Genomic DNA, 20,769 nt, shown 5'->3' with positions numbered 1-20,769 from the left:
GTCAGGTGGCTCAAGGACACAGTATCCTCATAAATACCCCTTTGGGGCGTTGTGTGAACCGATTACTCCGTTTTACAAAAAGCATTCACCCGTTTAACCATTAAGTACTCATGAAAAAGCAATTCGCTACCTCCGCACTAGTCGCACTATTTCTGAGCACCGCAGCGCTGGTATCATTTACCGGCAAGCCCGCTTCCACCCCACCAAAGAAAGCCGTTAAAAGCGTCCCGTATACGAAGGCGCAACTGGAGAAAGGCAAGTACCTGGTTAAAATTATGGGCTGTGCCGATTGCCATGCACCTAAAGTCATGACCGCCCAAGGCCCCGTTCCCGACCCCCAACTGGGGCTCTCCGGCCACCCGGCTAAAATACCGGTGGGTAAAGTCACCAAAGATGCCCTGAAAGACTGGGTATTGTTTCATCCGATGAACACCATTGCCGTAGGGCCGTGGGGCGTGTCGTTTGCGGCCAATCTAACCCCGGATGCTACCGGCATTGGCAACTGGACGGAAGAACAGTTTATTGTTGCCCTTACGGAAGGTAAAAGTAAAGGGCTTCGCACGGCTCGCCCATTGCTGCCCCCCATGCCATGGCCCAATTACGCAGGCATGAAAAAGGAAGATCTGGTAGCAATTTTTGCGTACATGAAAAGCTGCAAACCCGTCGAAAATCTGGTTCCACAGCCCATCGGCCCCGATAAGCTGTAGTATCCGAACAGGGCCACTGGTTTACATACCCGAACAAACGTCTCCCGAAAACACATCTTAAGTCGACGGGAGACGTTTGCCATATACTACCGTTCCCTCAAAAGACCATTTATTCATATCCGTTTACCCATTACTTGTTTCCAATCGGTTCATTATCCGCTACTATTCAGGAGTTAAAGCCAATCGACTTTAAACGATCGTTAACTCAAGTGATACCATGCAGATTCAATTAACCGGCGCCGTGCGCGATCGCGCGACTAACACCTACTTAGCCACGGGACTGACCGTTCAGGCTTTCCAACCAAACGCCCCTCAAACACTACTAGGCTCAACACTGACTGATGAACGGGGAGACTATGAATTGTTGCTCGATTTTCCCCGCGCCATTCGGCCCGTTGCGGTAATGATACAGGTGCTACGTACTCCCAATGCGCGCCAACCTCTGGCCGATACGACTATCACCATCAATCCGACCCTCCCGACTCAAAGCGCCGATTTGTTCGTCGATGCCCGGCAGGCGTATACCTGGGTACGTCAGCGGCATCAGGGGCGGTCCAATGCCGATCAGGCTCGTTTACGGATTCGACATGCTGATGGGTTCGACATTCCCGAACTGGCCAACTTTTACCCAAGCACACAACCCGGCGAACCAACGCTGCCGGAACAATTACAGTTTATTACGTTGCCCAGCGGTAGCCGGATTATTGGGCTGACTGTCGAGCCGGGTGAGCCGGTACGACTGCCGGAACGGGTAAACCCCAAACCGGTCCCGACGGTTTTGTTGGACGTACCCGACACCAACCCAGTACTCCGGGCCAGTGTGCTGGCCGCCAGTAGGCAGCGGGCTACGTTGGCACCCCATGTTCTTCGGGGATTACCCGCGCCAACGGAACTGGCACTGATTCAGCGTACCGAAGAGATAAACCGCACCCTTACGGTAGCCATCCGGGTTCGGCCGATGCAGTATGATCCCCGGCAGCAGCAATACCTGCTGTATCCCAACCTGAGTTACACCCTGGAAGTAGAGCAACCCGACATACCGCTGCCTGCCGCGCCGGTTAGAGAACTACGTAAACTTAATTTCCCCCTGGGTTATCAGTCGGCACTAACCCAGTTTAATAAAGGGATCACGAATTTCAAGCCGGGCGATTTCCGTATTCCCGGAGGACTTCCTTTTTTGTTTACAACAGCGCCCTACCTGATTATTACGGACGACCGGCGGTGGACGTTCCAAAATGGAAAACCGGTTCCGGCCAATGCGCTCCCGCTGGATTCGGCGGGCAAGACAGCTACCAGTCACTTTCTGCGGCTGGCCGAATGGAAAGCCAAACGGGGCGTAGATGCCAAAGTGGTAACAGTATCCGAAATTGTGCAGGGAGCCAGTTCGACGGGTGCAAAATGGGGCGACTTTACGGACTGCGGCCAGGGGCTGAAAGCGCGTGATCTGGCCGAAATCATCCGGAACTTCGTAAAGTATGCCTATAAAAACTGGAAAACCCGGTATCTGCTGATCGGGGGCGATACCGACATAGTACCCATGCGCAACATGGTTAGCTACGTGAGTGATAAAGGGAATTTCGGCTGGGACTTTGTCTATGTGTCAGACCCGGTGCCGTCCATTCGTAAATGCTTCAAGATTCCCGGCCAGTCGATTGCCAAGCTTCGTAACGATATGAGTACGGGCGTCTTTTCGCTCAGGACCGTACCCGACCCTCAGAATCCGGGCAAAACCAAACAGGAGTTTGACGACAAGCCACCGTTCCGGACGCTCTGCAATGCCACCTCGGGTAAGCTTATTCCATTCAATTTGACTGCTTCATCGCAACAGGCTGGCTGGTATTTCACGAAGAAATCGGAGTTTGTCGATACCAAGAAAACGACAGGGTTTACCCGGCTCGGCAAACCGGAAACGGACGACCTAAGCGAAATTTATATGATTGTAGAAGGTCCCAACGACAGCGTTGCCAGCACATACGGCTTTTACTGGCTGGGGAACGACCGCAACATTCCCACCGATTTCTACTACGCCAGCGTAGACGGCTCCTGCTATTCGGTGCCGGGCCGGTACGATTTCGACCCGCTGGGGTCGGGCTTGTATGGCATGTTTGCGCTTAATCCAACCACCAAAGAAGAGGAACCGCTGCTGAACAGCTACAAGACAACGCAGGATATATGGGTTGGTCGCGCGCCCATTACCAGCGGGGCCGAAGCCGCAGCCTTCGTCGATAAGGTTTTAGCTTACGAAGGACTGACCATCAACAACCCCGCGGCCGAGCAATCTCTGAAAACAATGGTGTTTGCCGCCGATTACTTTGGTGGCGTAGTCAACTATTGGCCGGACAACAGCGGGAAGGAGAATCCGGAAAAGGAAGGGCTATTCAGCGTAACTAAGAAAACGAGTCCAGCGGCCAACAGCATTCGTATGCGGTTGCGGTTGCTACCGGCCACCGGTGCGTCTTTGGAAAGCTCCTTTACGCCTAATTTTAACCTGAAAGCCTTCTACGTCGACAAAGACCTGCTGATCCCATATAACCCAATCAGCCAGATTGAATCGCCCCGGTTTTATTTTATGGACGAAACCTTCAGCCAGAAGGTGGTTGATAAAGCGACGAATTTCATTGAAATCACTGGCTTCACCACCACGACTCAGCCGCCACAAATCCAGACGGATGCCAAAGGGCTGGAGTTTGCGGCTTTCGAAGCGGAAACGAAGCGGAAACTGATGCAGGACATGTTCCCTGATTTTACGACCATCCGCCGGTACTACGCCGATTACACCGAAACACTGGCAGAGCCACAACCTGCCTTGCCACTCCGTACCCAGAGTTTGCTCACGGGTATTAGTCAGGGAACGCACTTTTTAAGTTTAACCGGACATGGGGCTCCCTGGGCAATCTGCTGGCTCGACACTGGCTCTATCGACGCCCTCACCAATACATCGGGCTACTTTATCGCTTATGGCGATGCCTGCCACACCTGCGCTCCCGAAGAAAGTACCAAAACCTTTGGCGAGAAGATGGTTACGATGGCGAACAAAGGGGCGGTGGCCTACATCGGTCACACCAATATGGGTTATACGGGGGTTACTTACCTCTACGAACAGTTTTTCTGGATGATGGCAGCTTTTGGTGCTCCTTTAGGGCAGGCGGCCGGGCTCCGGCAGTCGATCGATGGCTCCAAAGGCATGTGGTGCCTCTTTACTCAGGCCCTGTACGGCGACCCGGCAATGACCCTCTGGCAAACAATTCCCCAAAAACTCATCGTTACGCATCCGGCTACGGCCAAAAAGGGAAGCACCGTGGTCGTAACCGTTACTAATGCGAAACAAACGCCACTGGCGAATCAGACGGTTACGCTGGTTGGTGGCTGGAATAACGACCGCGCGGTGCTTAGCAGGGTCAAAAAGACGGATAAACAGGGACAAGTAACGTTCACCATACCAGCGGAGTTAACACTCAAGGATGTTACCCTGACCGTTACAGGAACCGCCAATAAGCCTTATCAGGCAGTTCTACCGGTTAGCTGAGACAAGGGATTGGTTGCGACAGTGATGCTTTTTGCCACTGGTAATGCATGGTAAATGAATTACCCGAATGTCTTCAAAGTTTCCAATCCGAAAAGACATTCGGGTAACAGACAACCGGTTCAGTAGCTTTCGGCCGGGTTATCGTAATGGTTTGCTGGAGCCACGTGCAAAGCATTGGGTCATTTGACCGTAATCGCACTATGTTTCCGGCGATATCTTTCTCAAACTCGATCTGGCTCCAGTCGATCCCCGATTTAATAGTGTTTATATTCGTCTTTATAATGTCAATTAATCTGGTATCTAAAAGATTATCTGATTGATTTTCAGATGACTTCATACTAATGATATGTATAAGTGGATAGAAGCCGTAGACGCCCCTTTTACTTAAACGGATACGCGCATTCCCTTGAGCAGGCGATATCCATTCGTAGCGGGTAAAAACGACTTGTCGGAGTGTCTACGGCGGGTAAAAATTGACAATTTGCCTTAAAAACAAAACAGTTATATATAAATAAATTTTCATAAAGGCCAATTCATGCTTACGCTGTCTTCAGGTAAAGACAGGAGTCCACCAGCGGTGCGGCCAAAGACTTATACTAGTTCAGTTATCGACTAGACTAGCTTGTTGTAAACAGAAAAAGCCTGCTTTGTAGGGCAGGCTTTTTCTATGCGTATAGTCTACTCAGTCACTGTAGTGGGACTGCCTTTTTAGCTAAGTCCTTCCGGACTTTATCGGCGGCAGCCAGGTCCATCAGTGTAATGTTTGCTTTCTTTCTGAGTGTTGGTGACGCGGTTAAAATTTCTGTCGCCATTTGAATTAGCAAGGCTGCCGTAGCGTGGCCGTTTCCCTTGCGTCGGCTGGTGCGTGTGGCGGTCGTTTCCGTAGAATGACGGGTCAGCTTAGGTAAGTGAATAGACTCCATTTTTCCTGTCTATGAGTTGTTTACGTTCTATATAAAGAACAAAATAAATGAGATTTTATGCATAGAAGAAGACCTTTTTTCGGCAAAAAGATGAATTATTTTAACCAGTGGCGGAAGCCATTCGAACGAATTCTGTTTACGGCTTCTGAAGGCTTATCATAACATAAGTACGATCCTCGCAGTTTATTTCATCTGACTTTCACTATAAGCTGTCAAGTGACCACCATCGCAAGAATCTCTACTAAATCAGGCCGGGTAATTTGTTCAATAATACTTTTTGCATCGGCCTCGCTGGCTCAGACACCCAAACCCTGGCCTGCACAGACGGGCATCTACTTTCCGCAGGCGCCCCCGCTCCAGAAGTGGCGACGATCCATCGGCGTCGTCTTTACCACCACCCCACCCGAAATTACCGAAGAGGTACGGATTAGTGTCCCGGCTGTTGATTTCAACATCCAGCGCGCATTGAGCAAACGATTTTACCTGACGGGCCGCATTCAAACCCAGTTCGTACAAAGCAACCTGGGCGTAGGCCTGCGCTGGGCCACGCCCCTTACAGAGCGACTGTCGGTAGGGGCTGGTTATGATGTGAGCGGCTGGTTCGGAGCCCTGCGCATTAAAGACGTGTTTAACAGCCAGGCGTACGGTGTTCAGACGTTTCCAAGTCTGTCTGTCGGGTATCGACTCACGCGGGATCTGCAACTAACGGTTCGGTCGGAGGCCATCATCGACCTGTATTACCGGTCTCAGGTGGGTTCGCTGGCCGTCGAGTACAATCGCCGGGAAGTGAACGGTGTGGCCTTTGCGGCCGTCCTCGAACAGCCTTTTTACCACCAACGCCGTGTATCGGTAGGAGTGCGAATGGCCTATTCTAATTTCAACTGGCAGCTTTGGTCACTCTACGACACCTTCGACAGAAACTTGTTATATCCTCAACTCATTTTCGGCTTTATTCTGTGAAACTGACCAATCTTTTATTCCTGGGTTTTGCGCTCATAGCCATTAGCAGTTGCCGGAAGGACTACGAAGCACCAGTACCCTATGATTTCGCCGGTACGCCGGGCGCGGGCAAGTTTGTGCCGGGTGTCCGGCGAGCCATGGAAGGTGTCTATTCTGTTAGCGATGGCGCTGCTCAGTTTGGCGATCAGGTAGCCGTAAAATGGACGTACACCCTGAACGGGGCCGACACGACTCACTATCTGTCCATTTTTACGGGGCTGGATGCGGGATTTTTCAATCTCGAAGCCAACCAGAAAGTCGACAGTCTGGTAGTTGATGGCTACTGGCGAAGGCTGGTCAACACCAATACGGGGCTGGTACAATTAACGGTCAAAACCAAACGTAACGGGCAGTTACAACCCTTTCCGGGCACCCTGCTTTTGGGCGATACGCTGGTGTTAACGGGCGGTTACGGCACTGGAACAGCCGAGCCAACCCAGCCACTTACGCTTACCTATCAACGCCCGCTCAACCAGAGACCGTTTTCTATTATGGCCCACCGTTCTGGCGGACGTACGTCGGATTTGCTGCCTGCCTCAGAAAACTCCATCGAGATCATAAAGCTGGCATCACGCCTGGGGGCCAACGGCATAGAGATCGACGTGCGCTATACGAAAGATGGCGTACCGATTTTATACCACGATAACACCCTGAACCTGCGGCTTATTCAAAAGAGCGGGCTTACCGGTCCCATCGAAGCGTATACGTATCAGCAACTAAATGCGCTGGTGCGGCTCGTCAATGGCGAGAAGATACCGACTCTGGAGGAGGCACTAGAAACGGTTCTTACCAATACGTCGCTGAATTTTGTCTGGCTCGATACGAAATACATTGGCCCCATGGACAAGGTTCAGCAGATTCAGCAGAAGTACCTGCAAAAAGCGGCTACAGTGGGCCGCGACCTGCGCATTGTTATTGGTCTACCCAGCACGGAGGCCGTGTCCTCGTACGAAGCATTACCCAGTAAAGAAAATACACCCATCCTTTGCGAGCTGGATACCACGATTACCCGTAGTCTGGGTGCCCGTATCTGGGCACCCCGCTGGACGCTTGGCCCCCAAATCGAGGAAGTACGGGCCATGAAAGCAGCTGGCCTGACAGTCTATGTCTGGACGCTCGATGAGCCGGAGTTTATCCGTGAATTTATCAGCCAGAATAACTTCGATGGTATTCTGTCCAATTACTCGCCGGTTGTGGCCTACTATCATTATGTTGAACAGCAATAAGTCTATGCGAACATTTTTATACATCCTACCGGGGTTGATGGGCCTGTTTTTCATCACCTCTGCGACCATCGCCCAGCCGCTTCAGCAACTCGAAACTGACTCTACCGTCACCAAACGTGGCCCTTATACGATTGTAGTAACGGCGGGGGGCGGCCTATCATATTACGCATCCCACCTCGGCGTGCCGCAAACGATTTCCGAACCCCGGCTCAATAAGTTGGGTACACCGGCCTCTTTGCGGGTTATGTGGTATCCCGACCATCGGCTGCGAATCGGGCTGGAATCGGGCTGGACAACCATGTATCGCTACCGGGGCCGGATAGCGGGCGAAACGGCCCGGATGTACGTGTCGGCCATTCCGGTGTTGCTGGTGTTCTCCATGCCGCTGGCCTGGCTGCGGGGGACAGATCGGAGCCTTACACGCCGGTTGTCGGTAACGGCCGGAACGGGTATTTACATAAATTATTCGCACCTTGAGTATGCCGGAACAGTTAATGCCTATACAAATAGTCCGGGCTGGATGGCGGCCGCTTCATACACATACCCCATTGGCCGTCGTTTTAGAGTAGCTGGCGAAGTAAAATGGTTTGATGCCGTAGCGGTTCAAAACGCTGCCTTTACGGCCGAACTTCAACTCGTCTGGCGACCCTATTCGTGGTAGTTGATAGTGAGTAGTGAAGTGAGTAGAGTAAGTGAAGTAGGTGAAGTGAGTAAGGGACTACTTCACTTACTTCACTCACTCCACCAAGTATAAATAGAAGTTATGAATCAGGAAGAGAATAAACGGGAGCTTTTGTTTTTAAGTGATACGCAGGCACCTATGTGGGTAGAGCGGCTGGTGCTGCGAACGCATCAGAATACAAAAGCAACGACTACTATTTTTAATGAGATTATCCGACTCAAACCGGCTGTTCTCTATTGGCTGGGCGATATCGTTTCATTAGGCTACCGGAACAACAAGTGGCGGATCATTGACCAGTTTCTGGCGAATTGTACGGCGGTCGGCACGGCGGTATATGCCATTATGGGCAACCACGATGTGATGGGACGCCCCCGGAAAGGAGCCAAAAACTTCCAGAAACGCTTTCCGGAGCACATTCCAACGGGTTACGTTAAGGTAACGGACAGCATTGCGGTGGTTATGCTCAATTCCAACTTCAGCATTCTCTCCATCGCCGATCTGGTGAAACAGCAGACCTGGTATGAGCAAACGCTCAACGAACTGGACGAAGACCCGGCGGTAAAGGTCGTTATCGTTACCTGCCACCACGCGCCTTACTCGAACAGTAAATTGGTTGGCTCATCCAAACTGGTCCAGCAGCGGTTTGTTCCGGCCTATACGCGCTCGCAGAAGGGCCGCCTGTTCATTACGGGGCATTCGCACGCCTTTGAGCGCTACGAATTTGAAGGAAAAACGTTTCTGGTGATTGGCGGTGGTGGTGGACTGAGGCAACCGCTGAATGTATCGCCCACCCGCTTGCCCGATCTGGCAACGGACTACAAACCCCTTTTCCACTACCTGTCGGTCCGGCGCGATGACGATGGGCTTTCGCTGACGTCGTATTGTCTGAAAAACGACTTTTCCGGCTTTTCAATAGGCTACCAGTTTGAAATACCGGGACAGGAAGTTCTGGACGAGAAGCCGGATTGATTCCTCTACTGCTCCTCCACCACTCCCGCACCCAACTCAGCAAACAGCGTTTGCCAGTACTGCGTTACAGCTGGGTTGTTCTCCCGGACCGATGCGTTGGGCTCGAAGGGAAGTATCATCGTGATATCGGGGGTGCCGATGGTATGGCGTTTGAGCTGTTCGGCATCGGCTTTGGCCCACGCATCGGCCTGGGCGTTGTCTTTGGGGGGGGTTACCTGAAAATCGCGTCGGCCGGTTCCCTTTACGCTCTCGATCATATCGCTGAGGTAGTAAACTTTCACGGTCGCACCCGATTCGTTGGCTTTGGCAATGACGGGCAGACTGGCCCATATATCGGTTTCCCGATTCGAACTGCCCGTATTTTGCGCTACCAGCTGTTGCAGCACCCGCTGCCGAATCTGGGCTTTTTCGCGGGTGAGCAGGAGATTGAACTCTGTTTCGGCGGCTTCCCGGTCGGTCTGGCTGGCGGCCGATACATCTTCCATTTCGGAGCGGACGGTAACGTTCAGGGCGCGGGCTTTGGATGTATTCTCGTGAATGAAGTAAACGTCCAGCTTATCGCCTTTCTGCCGGATGTTCTGTTCGATGATCTCGTTGACTGCCTCCTGGTACTTCTGGCCCACAAACGCCTTGTTCACATCGACGCTGCGGGTTTTATCCAGGAAAATCAAGGTGTAAACGGGATCGTCAGTCGGAGTTGGTTTATCGGGAGACGACGAGCAGGCCGGGAGTAAAGCCAGCGCGGCCAGTGTACCCAACGTCCAGAGAAGGGCGTAAACTGTTTGTCGAATAGCCCCGTAGTTCCGGGTATAGCAATGAAGCAAACGAGGCAAAACAGATTGGTGCATAACGATCAGTTCAGTAGTTCCGCCCGTAAAGAGGTATCGGCGGGGGCGTTGTGATTCCAGTAGTCAGATTGAATAGTCTTTTTCAGAACAGCACGGGATGTTAGCAGGTTATTTTTGCTCGGGTACGTCTCGGCCCACCCTACAATTCTATGCGGAAACACTCCCTCGAAAATAATGCGTAACGACCGGTCGTCGGTTGGGTATTCGATAATATACGCTTTTAGCAGCTTTCCCGGATACAACACCCCTTCGTAGGGTTCGAGTTTGACCTTCGCGGCCAGCGGCTCCAGTTTCCGGTGCCGTAGCCGGGCGGTCATGGTACCCGGAATAAGTTGTATTTCTCCAATTGGCAATTTATCGGGAGCAATCCGAATACGGCTCCAGAGTTCATCTTCCAGCAGGGCTTTGGGTACCGTATACGCTTCGTCGGCTTCCGGCTCAACGTACGATTTGCCCGTTACCTGATATTCATTCGTCCGGTAATTGAGCTGACGATAGCTATGACCGGACCAATCCTGCGCCGATGTACTGACTTTCAGTGTATTGAGAAATACAAGGCTGTTAATGGGCGTAAATACCGATGTGTGTAGCGCATAATCCTGCATGCCCACGACAAACTGCCGGGACAAGTTTGCCCGTAGTACCGGAATAGATTTGTCGCGACTGGCTTCAGTTTCTGACCGGACTTGTGTATCCGTTCGAAAGTCTTCGACGGCGAAGATCAGCCGGGCTTCCCCTTTGTGTAGCGCCCCGGCTTCGGCCTGTTCGAGACGGTAGGTATTTACTTCCGCTTTTCCGGTCTGCCAGTACGTCGTGAAGGCTGCGGGTAAAACGGCGGCAACAGCCGGTGGCGTGGCGGGTGGCGTCTGGAAAATGGTCACCTGCATGGCAAACGCAAACCCGACAGCCAGTATGAGGATGATCAGCAGGAAGTTTTTTGTGACGAACTGTTTCATGGTGAGGCAGTCTGGTACCGGCTGCATTGCAAAAGTCTGGCAGATTCGCTTATCTTACAACTGTTTACCGAAACGATTTTCCTGATCATGATACGACCTCTCACTCGCTTAGCCTTTATTTTTCATTTTACATTCTTCATTCTTCACGCTTTATCGGCTCAGGTGGAAAAATCTCCGCCCCGGCACGAAGGCGATGGACCCTTTGGTAAACTCATCATCCGGGGGGTTACGCTCGTCAATAGTACCGGTGCGCCACCGGTTGGGCCGATGGATATTGTGGTCGAGAAGAACCGCATCACGCAAATCAGGCAGGTGGGTTACCCCGGCGTTCCGATCGACCCAAAAGGGCGTCCGCAGGCATCGCCCGGCGATAAAGAGCTGAACTGCGAAGGCATGTACCTCATGCCCGGCTTTGTCGATATGCACGGCCACATCGGCGGACAGGCCCAGGGCGCCAGTGCCGAGTACGTCTTTAAACTCTGGCTGGGGCACGGCATTACCACCATTCGCGACCCATCGTGCGGTAACGGCCTCGACTGGGTACTGGAGCACCGCGCCAAAAGCGACCGAAACGAAATTACGGCACCCCGCATCAAGGCGTACACCGTTTTCGGTCAGGGAGCCAAAGAGCCCATCAGCACCGTGGAACAGGCCCGCGCCTGGGTACAGCAAAATGCCAAAAAAGGGGCCGACGGGATCAAATTTTTTGGTGCCGAACCCAACATTTTTCGGGCAGCCCTGGAAGAAAACAAGAAACTTGGTCTGCGCTCGGCCTGTCACCATGCCCAACTGGAAGTGGCCCGGATGAATGCCCTGGCAACGGCCAAAGCCGGTCTGACTTCCCTCGAACACTGGTACGGCCTGCCCGAAGCTTTGTTCGACGACAAGACCGTTCAGAATTACCCCGCCAATTACAACTACAACAACGAACAGAACCGCTTTGAAGAAGCCGGCAACCTCTGGCAGCAAGCCGCCAAACCCGGCACCGATCGCTGGAACAAGGTAATGGACGAACTCATTTCGCTGGATTTCACCCTCGACCCCACCTTCAACATCTACGAAGCCAACCGGGAGCTGATGCTGGCCCGGCGCGCCGAGTGGCACGACGACTACACCCTGCCGAGTCTGTGGCGTTTTTACGGCCCAAGCCGGATTTCGCACGGGTCATACTGGCATTCGTGGGGAACGGAACAGGAAGTGGCCTGGAAGAAAAATTATCAGCTCTGGATGGCGTTCATCAACGAATACAAAAACCGGGGTGGCCGCGTGACGGCGGGTTCCGATTCGGGCTTCATTTACCAGCTTTACGGCTTTGCCTACATCCGCGAACTCGAACTGCTGCGCGAAGCCGGTTTCCACCCCCTCGAAGTGATCCGGGCGGCTACCCTGAAAGGGGCCGAAGCCCTCGGTATGGCCGACCAGATTGGCTCGGTTGAGGTCGGTAAACTCGCCGATTTCGTGATTGTCGACCAGAATCCGCTGGCTAACCTCAAAGTATTATACGGCACGGGCGCGATCAGTTTGAACGACAAAAACGAAGTGGAGCGCGTTGGGGGCGTTACGTACACCGTAAAAGACGGTGTGGTCTACGACGCCAAGAAACTACTAGCCGACGTTCGGAAACTGGTAGCCGATGCGAAGCAGAAAGAGAACTTCGAGATTACCCAGCCCGGCGTTCCGGCCAAAGCAGGCAAAGTATCGGGCGGGGCGAAGAACTAGGAAGTGGTTAATAGATGCAGTTATGCTGCTTTCCGCTTAAAATCGGCCCTGTAACAGAAACTGATCGGTACGGGCGAAAAGGATCGAGAAGAAACTGAAATCGCTCTTGTTGGTGTCGATGCGTTTTTCCAGCCGCAAAACCGGCTGTCCCGGCTCCACCCGAAGCTGATCGGCTATTGGCTGCTCAACGGCCAACGCCTGAATTTTCTGTTCGCCACCCGTTACCACCAGCCCGTATTTTGTGCGGAGCAAATCAAAAAACGAACGGTTCTCCAGTCGCTGACGCACCAGATTTGGCAGATACCGATTCGGCAAGATAAGCTTCTCGTAAAATACGGGCGTATTATTGACAGACCGGAGCCGTTCCAGACAATAATAAGTAACCTGCGGGTTTTCGTTGGTCGGATAAAACAACAACTCGCCGGGAAACGGAGCCAGGTGCGGCTTAACCAGAATCGCGGTCCGAATCAGTTCCGAAGGCAGTTCTTCGGAAGCTGTCGTTTTTTCATCTGTATGCACCGCGTGTGTTTTCAGGGACATCACCCCCAGGCCAATTGGAATGGCCTGTACGATACTACCTTTTCCCTGGTGCTTCTTTATATAGCCATCCTGCACCAGCAACGACAGCGCCTGCCGGATGGTCGGCTGCGTTAGTCGGTATTGCTGTTGCAGCACACTTTCGGACGGCAATAGATCACCCGCCTTGAATACTCCCCGGATTATATCCTGCCGGAGCGTTTCATACAAATACTGGTACTGGGGAATGCGGGTAGCTTGGTCGGTCATAGCGTCCGTAAAGATAAGACAACCCAGTCTATTCGGTTTTCTGACAGGATTGACATGATTAACAGGATTGTTGTGTAGGATAAATCCTGTCAATCCTGTCAGAAAGTAGACACGCAAAGCCATACTCTTAATAATATAGCAAATTCAATATTATCTATATTATTATAAATCAGTTTTTTACAGTAAAAATTAGCTACTTATTATAATAAGTTGTTTGATTAGTAATGCATTATTTATACCTTCGGACTCAGGAAAAAGAAACGTTGAATCCGTTGTTATGAGCCAATGGTTAGAACAGAAACGAATTGTCATTATCGGCGGAACAACCGGTTTAGGATTATCGGCGGCCAAAGCGTTCGTTCGGGAAGGAGCGCAGGTAGTTGTGGTGGGGCGCGATGCAGAGAGTGGACGGCTCGCCGAAGCCCAGCTACAGGGCAGCGGGATCGCTCTAAGTGGCGATGCCATTGATCCAACCACCGCCCCAACGGCAATTGCCCAATGCCAGCAGCATTTTGGCGGTTTCGATGGACTTTACCACGTGGCGGGCGGCAGTGGTCGGCGGTACGGCGACGGCCCGCTGCACGAACTCACCCTCGACGGCTGGAATCAAACCTTTGCCCTCAACCTGACATCCCTCATGCTATCGAATCAGGCGGCTGTGCAGGCCTTTCTGGCGCAGGGAACGGGCGGCACCATCCTGAATATGGGTTCCGTTCTGGGTTATTCACCCTCCCCTACCCATTTTGCCACCCATGCCTATGCTGCTACAAAATCGGCCGTAATTGGCTTTACGCGCTCCATTGCGGCTTATTACGCTCCGAACAACATACGCATCAATGTGCTGGCCCCCGCTTTGGTCGAAACACCCATGGCCCAACGGGCCGCTCAGGACGACACCATTCTATCGTTCATTCAGACCAAACAACCCCTGGCCGGTGGCCGAATCGGGCACCCCACCGACCTCGACGGAGCCGCCGTCTACTTCCTCTCCGACGCATCGCTGTTCACCACCGGTCAGATCTTGTCAGTTGATGGGGGTTGGAGCGTGAGCGAAGGGCAGAATTAGTAAATGGTTAGTGGTTAATGGGTGATTGGTTATTGATAATCGGCATCCTGCAACTAATCATCCAATAAATTATTAACTCAATAACCAATAACCACATTGAGTCAGGCAATAGGCATTGATTTAGGCGGCACACGCATCAAGGGCGTTTTGATCGACACGACCACCGGCAGCGTTCTTCAGCAGTTGATTACCCCAACCGGCGATGGAGAAGGCAGTCACTGGCAACGAGCCGTAGCGGATACGGTTCAGGCGCTGAGTGAGTCCGCTACGGAACCGGTGCAGGGGATTGGCTTGTCGGCACCGGGACTTCCCACGCCCGACAATACCGCCATTGCCTGTATGCCCGGCCGGTTGCAGGGACTGGAAGGTTTCGACTGGTCGGCTTACCTGGGCAAACCGGTCCGCGTACTGAACGACGCCCACGCGGCCCTCATGGCCGAAGCCCGCTTTGGTGCACTGAAAGGCGCTCAGCACGGGCTGATGATCACCCTCGGTACGGGCGTTGGCGGTGGCCTGTTGCTGAATGGCCATTTGTACCAGGGCTTCTTCCAGATGGCGGGGCACCTCGGCCACATGACCGTCAACGCCGATAGCGTTCACCCCGACATCACCAACATGCCCGGCAGTCTGGAAGATGCCATTGGCAACGTAACCGTTGGCCAGCGGTCCTTTGGTCGTTATAAAACCACCCACGAACTGGTCGACGGGCACCGGCAGGGCGAACCCCTCGCCACTCTGGTCTGGCTAACGTCGATCCGGCATCTGGCCGTTTCCATTGCCTCGCTGGCCAATGCCTTTTCGCCCGAGATCGTGGTGCTGGGCGGTGGCATCATGCAGGCCGATGAGGCCCTGCTCAACCCGCTTCAAACGTTCCTGAACCTGTTTGAGTGGCGGCCCGCCGGAAAGAAAACAACTGTACGAAAAGCCTATTTTGAAGACTGGGCGGGAGCCATTGGTGCTGCGGCTTTCCTGAACGATTAACCACCTATAACATGAACATGACAGCCGAGTACATTGAGCGATCCAGGGGCATCCTGGCTACCATCGAGCAACAGACAGAAGCCATTCAACTGGCCGCCAGCTGGTTTAGCCAGACGATTCTGGCCGGGCGGATGGTGCATCTGTTCGGCAGTGGTCACAGCCGGATAATGGTCGAAGAGATGTGGCCCCGCTACGGCTCGTTTGCGGGTTTCAACCCCATTGTTGAGCTATCCCTTTCGTTTCATAACCTCGTTGTGGGGGCCAACGGACAGCGTCAGGCCATGTTTCTGGAAAACGTGCCGGGTCTGGCCGGGAGAATCCTCCGCAACTACGACCTGTCGACGCTCGATTCGGCACTGGTCATTTCATCCAGCGGCTCCAACGTGGTACCCATTGAGATGGCGGAACTGTTCCAGCAAAACGGCATTAAAGTAGTGGCCCTGATTACGAAACAACATGCCGAAAAAAGCACCAGCAAGCGGCAGGACGGCAAAAAACTGAGCGACTTTGCCGATCTGGTGCTGGACACGGGTGCTCCCGTTGGCGATGCCATGCTGACAGTGCCGGGTCTGGATACGCCCGTTGCGCCCGGATCTACCGTCGGGGGCGCGGTGTTGGTGAACTGCATCAAAGCCGAAGTGGCCCAGCTTCTTACCCAGGCCGGTCGTCCGCCCACCGTGCTCTCGGCGGGCAATGTAGTTGGGCCGGAAAAAGCCGTCTCGCTATTCGAAAGCGCGTATGATGAACACGCTCACCGGCTTGCCAAACTCTACCAACGGGTGGGCGTGCCTTCTTACGTGAGCGAACAGCAACCAACGCCCGGCCCGGAACAGCTCTGATGCGTTCCAGTAGGCAAACAACCGTTTAGTGTCTAACTATGGCTACTCTTTTCAATTACCTCAACGTTCCACTGCTGGCCGAAACGGACATTCTCGTCATTGGAGCGGGGTCGGCGGGTTGCGTGGCGGCACTGGCCGCTGCCTCCGGCAAGCCCGCGTACTCGGTGATGCTGGTCGAACGCTACGGATTTCCGGGAGGCAGCTCCACCCAGATGCTCGATACGTTCTACGGCTTTTTCACCCCCGGCGAAACACCCCGCAAAATCGTGGGCGGCTGGCCCGACCGTATCGTCGACGAACTCGACCGGGCCGGGGCCATCTTCCTTCGTCCCAATACCTACGGGGCCGGAACAGGCGTCAACTACAACCCCGAACGCCTGAAACTCGTCTGGGATCAGTTAATTCAGCAGCAGGGTATCCGGTATCTGCTGCACACGACGCTCATCGACGTAGCCGCGGATGGAGAGCGACACGCCTGTATTTTCTGGAATAAAGGCGGCTTTCAGAAAATATTGGCCCGGCGGGTTATCGATGCCTCGGGCGATGCCGATTTCTGCCATCTGGCGGGTTTGGCCTACGAAATAGCGGGGGAACACGAGCCCGCGCAAAGCCTGACCACGACCTTCCGCATGAGCAATGTGGAGCTGGACGAGTACGAACGGGCGGGCGGCAAAAAGATGCTGGCCCGCACCATGCAGGAGGCTGTCAGCAGCGGGCGACACCCACTCCCCCGGAAAGAAGGCTCGGCCCACGAAATGAACGCCCAAAAGTGTATTTCGACCGTTGCTGTCAAAGTGGCCGGTCTGTCGGCACTCAACGCGGATGAACTGACGAAAGCCGAAATCGAAGGTCGGCGGCAGGCGTTCGTCTATGAAGACTTTTTCCGGGACGAGGTGCCGGGTTTTGCACAGGCAAACATCATCGGTCTGTCGCACCAGATTGGCGTTCGGGAAACCCGTCGCGTGTACGGCGAACATCGGCTTACGAAGGCCGAATGCATGGCCGGGCTCCTGCCCGACAACCGGATCTTTCTCTGCGGAGCACCCATTGAAGACCACCGCCACGACCAGCACGGAACCGAAGAAACCTACTGGGAGTACATTCCCGGCGCGGGCGTGTATGGCGTTCCCTACGGTACGATTGTCCCGAAAAACAGCCAGACTGTTTGGGTCGTAGGCCGCTGTTTTTCGGCCACGCACGATGCCCACGCGTCCTGCCGGTCTATGGCGCAAACCATGTCGATGGGGCAGGCCGCCGGGCTGGCTTCGGTGCAGTCACTACAGCACGACCAACCGGCCAGCCAAATTACGATCAGCTCTTTACAGGAAGAACTTCTCCGGCTGGGCGCTATTCTGGACCTGCCGGATAGGGTGGCCGATACCTCCCGGAATGGGTGGAAGAACAACCACCAAAGCCGGTTGGCAAGCCCGTCAATTTCCTAAACGAACCCATATCATGTCGTTTATTCGAACCGTATTGGGGGATATTCCTGCCACACAGGCGGGCATCACCTACGCCCACGAACACCTTATTATCGAGGAAAGCTTTCCGACGCTGGCGAATGCCGATTTTCTGCTGAATGATGTCGATAAGGTAGCTGCCGAGTTGACGCAGGTTTACCGGGCCGGTGGCCGGACAATGGTCGACACCATGCCCGCCAACTGCGGCCGCAATGTGCTGAAACTGGCGGAGGTCTCCCGCCGAACGGGCATTCAGATCGTGGTGCCAACGGGTATTCATCTGGAAATCTATTACCCGACACACCACTGGCGGTATCAGTATTCGGAAGACCAGCTAACGCGGCTGTTCATCGCCGATGTGGAAGAGGGCATCGACGCTTTTGATTACAACGGCCCCGTGGTGGAGCGGACAGCCCACAAAGCCGGTATGATCAAACTGGCCACCGGCGATGACCCCATAACCCCGCATCAGGAACTGATTTTCCGGGCAGTGGTCAACACGCACCGGGCTACGGGCGTACCCATTTTGACCCACACAAACGCCGGGCTTCACGCACTGGCGCAGGCCAGCCTGTTCGACAAACTCGGGGCTGATCTATCGCACGTGGTCATCTCGCACGTGGACCGCTATACCGATCTGAGCTACCACCGCGACCTGCTGCAAACCGGCATTCGGGTTGAATTTGACAGTGCTTTTCGCTGGAAGAAAGAGCAGGAAAACTGGACGTACCGGCTGCTGGAAGCCCTGCTGCCCGATTTCCCCGACCAGATTACCGTCGGGATGGATGCCGCCCGAAACACCTATTGGCAATCGTACGGCGGCTCGCCGGGATTGACGTACCTGCTTACCACCTTCCGCGACGAACTCTATCGGCGCGGCCTGGGCGAGTACTGGAACCGACTCATGATCGACAATCCGGCCGCTCTATACAGCTTCTGCAAACCGAACTTAATCACCTGAACACTTAACTATCTCTACGATGAATTCAAGACGAAAATTCCTTCGCCAACTGGGTGGTTCTACCGCTTTGCTGGCGGGTACCGGAACGCTGGTCAACGCCGAAACGGCGGGTATGTCGGCGGCTCCCGTCCACCTGATCAAACCGCTAAAACCCCGCTCTGCGGCCGATACCATTAACATTGGCCTTATTGGTGCGGGCATTATCGGGCATTATGACCTGAATACAGCCCTGCGTGTGCCGGGCACGAAAGTTGTTGCCGTGGCAGACCTCTACGACCCACGACTCGTTCGGGCCAAAGAAGTTTGGGGGAAAGACCTATTTATCACCCGCGATTATCGGGAAGTGCTGGCCCGGAAAGACGTCGACGCCGTGCTCATCTGCGTTCCCGACCACTGGCATGATCGTATTTCGATTGATGCACTCCGGGCGGGCAAGCATGTCTACTGCGAAAAACCCATGATTCACCACATCGACGAGGGTAAAGCCGTGATCGACGCCCACAAGAAATCGGGCAAAGTCTTTCAGGTAGGTAGCCAGCGGGCGAGCAGCGCGGCCGTGCTGGAAGCGAAAAAACGGTACGAGGCCGGTGATATTGGTGAGCTGACATCGGTCGAAACCTTTCTGGATCGTACCGATGCGCTGGGTGCGTGGCAGTACACCATGCCCCCCAACCTCAACCCCAAAGACGTGGATTGGGATCGTTTTCTGGGCGACGCACCCAAACGACCATTTCAGGCCGAACGGTTTTTCCGCTGGCGCAACTACACCGACTACGGCACGGGCGTTGCCGGAGATTTATTCGTTCACCTCATTACCGGTCTGCACACCATTACGGGCTCGCAGGGCCCAACGCGGATTTTCGCCCTGGGCGATCTGAATTTCTGGAAAGACGGCCGTGATGCCTACGACCTGGTGACGGCCATTATGGATTACCCAAAGACCGATAAAAATCCGTCGTTCCAGTTTACGACGCGCGTCAATCTGGCTACGGGGGCCGGGGGTGACATTCATACGCGGCTAGTGGGTACCGAAGGCGTGATCGACATTGGCTGGAATTCGTTTGTCATGAACCGGCTCAAACGGCCCAACGCGCCCATGTACAGCAAAGGGTACGACGCGTTATTCACCTACCCACAAGCGATGCAGGACGAGTTTATCCGGCAGTATGACCAGAAATACCCGGCCGGCCAGTACACCCGCGAAATCAAGAACGAACCCGCTATTGCCTTCAACACCCCGGCCAACTATGATGACCGGCTGGATCACATGATCGTTTTCTTCAATGCCATTCGGGCCAATAACCCATCGCTGGTTAAAGAAGATGCTGAATTTGGGTTACGGGCGGCTGCTCCTTCGCTGGCGGCAAACATGAGTGCCGCTCAGAAGAAAGTCATCAATTGGGACCCCGTGGGCATGAAACTCGTCAAAACCGTCTGATGTATACTGTACTCTCTGTACAGTGAACGCAACGCGGAAAGGGGGCTTGCAAATTAGATGGAAACTGTGTAGGATACCGTATAATTACTCAGCCAAATTAGCTGTGGCTTTTTAAGTATTGAGTATTTATCTGTTAAGATTATCTGTATTTTTGAACTTAACTACACACTTTATATCGATATGAAACAATTGTTCGTTTTTTGCCTTCTCACCGTGGCAACATTAACAACGCGGGCTGCCGATCTCTCCGCAGACGCTTATGTAATTAATGATCAGCAGGTTGAACAGTTGATCGCTCAGAGCGAAGATGTCAGTCTGGCAGCTGTCAGCACTAACCTGTTGGAGAGCCAGCAAATGGCGGGCAGCTTAACCGGTACCGCCCGCGTAAAAGCAAGCAAAGAGTTTGTTCCAGCCATACTGCTGAACTTTTTCCTTGGCGGGTTAGGTATTCACCGGTTATATCTGGGTACACAAACCCTAACCTGGGTTGGTTATATCCTAACCTGTGGTGGTATTTTTGGTGTTGTTCCCCTGATCGATTTTATCGTTCTGATCATGCACAACGAAGACATTTCGCCCTACGTTGACAACTCGAAGTTTTTCATGTGGGCGAATAACTAGTAAGTAGGTGATTAGTGAAGTGGGTGGAGTCGTGGAGTAAGTAAGTGGTTGACACGTAAGCA

18 protein-coding genes are annotated in these 20,769 nt (G+C 53.6%); 14 read left to right on the top strand and 4 right to left on the bottom strand.

Features of this window, described 5'->3' with window-relative positions; all coding sequences use genetic code 11:
* The first annotated feature begins 110 nt into the window (after positions 1–110).
* Together CRO74_RS25995 and CRO74_RS25990 are read left to right on the top strand one after the other, a co-directional pair.
* On the top strand, positions 111–707 hold the full coding sequence (locus CRO74_RS25995; protein ID WP_097130324.1) for a c-type cytochrome: 597 nt from the start codon (positions 111–113) through the stop codon (positions 705–707).
* 217 nt (positions 708–924) lie between these two features.
* The gene (locus CRO74_RS25990) at positions 925–4,233 is read left to right on the top strand and encodes a C25 family cysteine peptidase (RefSeq protein ID WP_097130322.1); all 3,309 of its coding nucleotides are present in this window, start codon (positions 925–927) and stop codon (positions 4,231–4,233) included.
* Positions 4,234–4,919: 686 nt separating this feature from the next.
* Here the strand turns inward: CRO74_RS25990 and CRO74_RS25980 are convergent.
* The gene (locus CRO74_RS25980; RefSeq protein ID WP_097130318.1) at positions 4,920–5,156 is read right to left on the bottom strand and encodes a hypothetical protein; all 237 of its coding nucleotides are present in this window, start codon (positions 5,154–5,156) and stop codon (positions 4,920–4,922) included.
* A 216-nt stretch (positions 5,157–5,372) separates the two neighbouring features.
* Here CRO74_RS25980 and CRO74_RS25975 point away from each other — a divergent pair, with 216 nt between their 5' ends.
* The 4 genes from CRO74_RS25975 (at position 5,373) to CRO74_RS25960 (ending at position 9,032) form a co-directional block, all read left to right on the top strand.
* Positions 5,373–6,116: a hypothetical protein gene (locus tag CRO74_RS25975; protein WP_245877986.1), complete on the top strand. Its 744-nt coding sequence runs from the start codon at positions 5,373–5,375 to the stop codon at positions 6,114–6,116.
* Positions 6,113–7,381 carry a glycerophosphodiester phosphodiesterase gene (locus CRO74_RS25970; RefSeq protein ID WP_097130316.1) on the top strand — a complete coding sequence of 423 codons (1,269 nt, stop codon included), beginning with the start codon at positions 6,113–6,115 and terminating at the stop codon, positions 7,379–7,381. The genes CRO74_RS25975 and CRO74_RS25970 overlap by 4 nt, the downstream gene beginning before the upstream one ends.
* 4 nt (positions 7,382–7,385) lie before the next feature.
* Positions 7,386–8,042, top strand: a complete 657-nt coding sequence (locus CRO74_RS25965; protein WP_245877985.1) for a hypothetical protein — start codon at positions 7,386–7,388, stop codon at positions 8,040–8,042.
* Between the two features lie 102 nt (positions 8,043–8,144).
* Positions 8,145–9,032 carry a metallophosphoesterase family protein gene (locus CRO74_RS25960; protein WP_097130312.1) on the top strand — a complete coding sequence of 296 codons (888 nt, stop codon included), beginning with the start codon at positions 8,145–8,147 and terminating at the stop codon, positions 9,030–9,032.
* A 5-nt stretch (positions 9,033–9,037) separates the two neighbouring features.
* On the opposite strand, the gene CRO74_RS25955 is transcribed toward CRO74_RS25960, so the two are convergent.
* Together CRO74_RS25955 and CRO74_RS25950 are read right to left on the bottom strand one after the other, a co-directional pair.
* The gene (locus CRO74_RS25955; RefSeq protein WP_245877984.1) at positions 9,038–9,880 is read right to left on the bottom strand and encodes a hypothetical protein; all 843 of its coding nucleotides are present in this window, start codon (positions 9,878–9,880) and stop codon (positions 9,038–9,040) included.
* Between the two features lie 5 nt (positions 9,881–9,885).
* Positions 9,886–10,836: a hypothetical protein gene (locus CRO74_RS25950; RefSeq protein ID WP_179830305.1), complete on the bottom strand. Its 951-nt coding sequence runs from the start codon at positions 10,834–10,836 to the stop codon at positions 9,886–9,888.
* An 87-nt stretch (positions 10,837–10,923) separates the two neighbouring features.
* Here CRO74_RS25950 and CRO74_RS25945 point away from each other — a divergent pair, with 87 nt between their 5' ends.
* Positions 10,924–12,555, top strand: a complete 1,632-nt coding sequence (locus tag CRO74_RS25945; RefSeq protein WP_097130306.1) for an amidohydrolase family protein — start codon at positions 10,924–10,926, stop codon at positions 12,553–12,555.
* A 36-nt stretch (positions 12,556–12,591) separates the two neighbouring features.
* Here the strand turns inward: CRO74_RS25945 and CRO74_RS25940 are convergent, their stop codons facing one another.
* Complete coding sequence (locus CRO74_RS25940) at positions 12,592–13,341, bottom strand: GntR family transcriptional regulator (RefSeq protein WP_179830304.1); 750 nt, start codon at positions 13,339–13,341, stop codon at positions 12,592–12,594.
* Between the two features lie 277 nt (positions 13,342–13,618).
* On the opposite strand from CRO74_RS25940, the gene CRO74_RS25935 reads away from it, so the two are divergent.
* From CRO74_RS25935 to CRO74_RS25905, 7 genes are all read left to right on the top strand, one after another.
* On the top strand, positions 13,619–14,407 hold the full coding sequence (locus tag CRO74_RS25935) for an SDR family NAD(P)-dependent oxidoreductase (RefSeq protein ID WP_097130303.1): 789 nt from the start codon (positions 13,619–13,621) through the stop codon (positions 14,405–14,407).
* Between the two features lie 96 nt (positions 14,408–14,503).
* Entirely contained in the window at positions 14,504–15,388 is an 885-nt protein-coding gene (locus CRO74_RS25930) for an ROK family protein (RefSeq protein WP_097130301.1), read from the top strand.
* Between the two features lie 11 nt (positions 15,389–15,399).
* On the top strand, positions 15,400–16,227 hold the full coding sequence (locus CRO74_RS25925; RefSeq protein WP_097130299.1) for a sugar isomerase domain-containing protein: 828 nt from the start codon (positions 15,400–15,402) through the stop codon (positions 16,225–16,227).
* Between the two features lie 38 nt (positions 16,228–16,265).
* Entirely contained in the window at positions 16,266–17,669 is a 1,404-nt protein-coding gene (locus CRO74_RS25920) for an FAD-dependent oxidoreductase (RefSeq protein WP_097130297.1), read from the top strand.
* Between the two features lie 13 nt (positions 17,670–17,682).
* Positions 17,683–18,648, top strand: a complete 966-nt coding sequence (locus CRO74_RS25915; RefSeq protein WP_097130295.1) for a phosphotriesterase family protein — start codon at positions 17,683–17,685, stop codon at positions 18,646–18,648.
* Between the two features lie 19 nt (positions 18,649–18,667).
* Complete coding sequence (locus tag CRO74_RS25910; RefSeq protein ID WP_097130293.1) at positions 18,668–20,086, top strand: Gfo/Idh/MocA family protein; 1,419 nt, start codon at positions 18,668–18,670, stop codon at positions 20,084–20,086.
* Positions 20,087–20,299: 213 nt separating this feature from the next.
* Positions 20,300–20,707, top strand: coding sequence for a TM2 domain-containing protein (locus tag CRO74_RS25905; RefSeq protein ID WP_245877983.1), 408 nt, complete (start codon positions 20,300–20,302; stop codon positions 20,705–20,707).
* Positions 20,708–20,769: the final 62 nt, after the last annotated feature.

The sequence above is a fragment of the Spirosoma fluviale genome, from assembly GCF_900230225.1.
Taxonomy (GTDB): Bacteria; Bacteroidota; Bacteroidia; order Cytophagales; family Spirosomataceae; genus Spirosoma; species Spirosoma fluviale.
The sequence above is the reverse complement of the archived record's forward strand: the minus strand, read 5'-3'. Positions and strand labels throughout refer to the sequence as shown.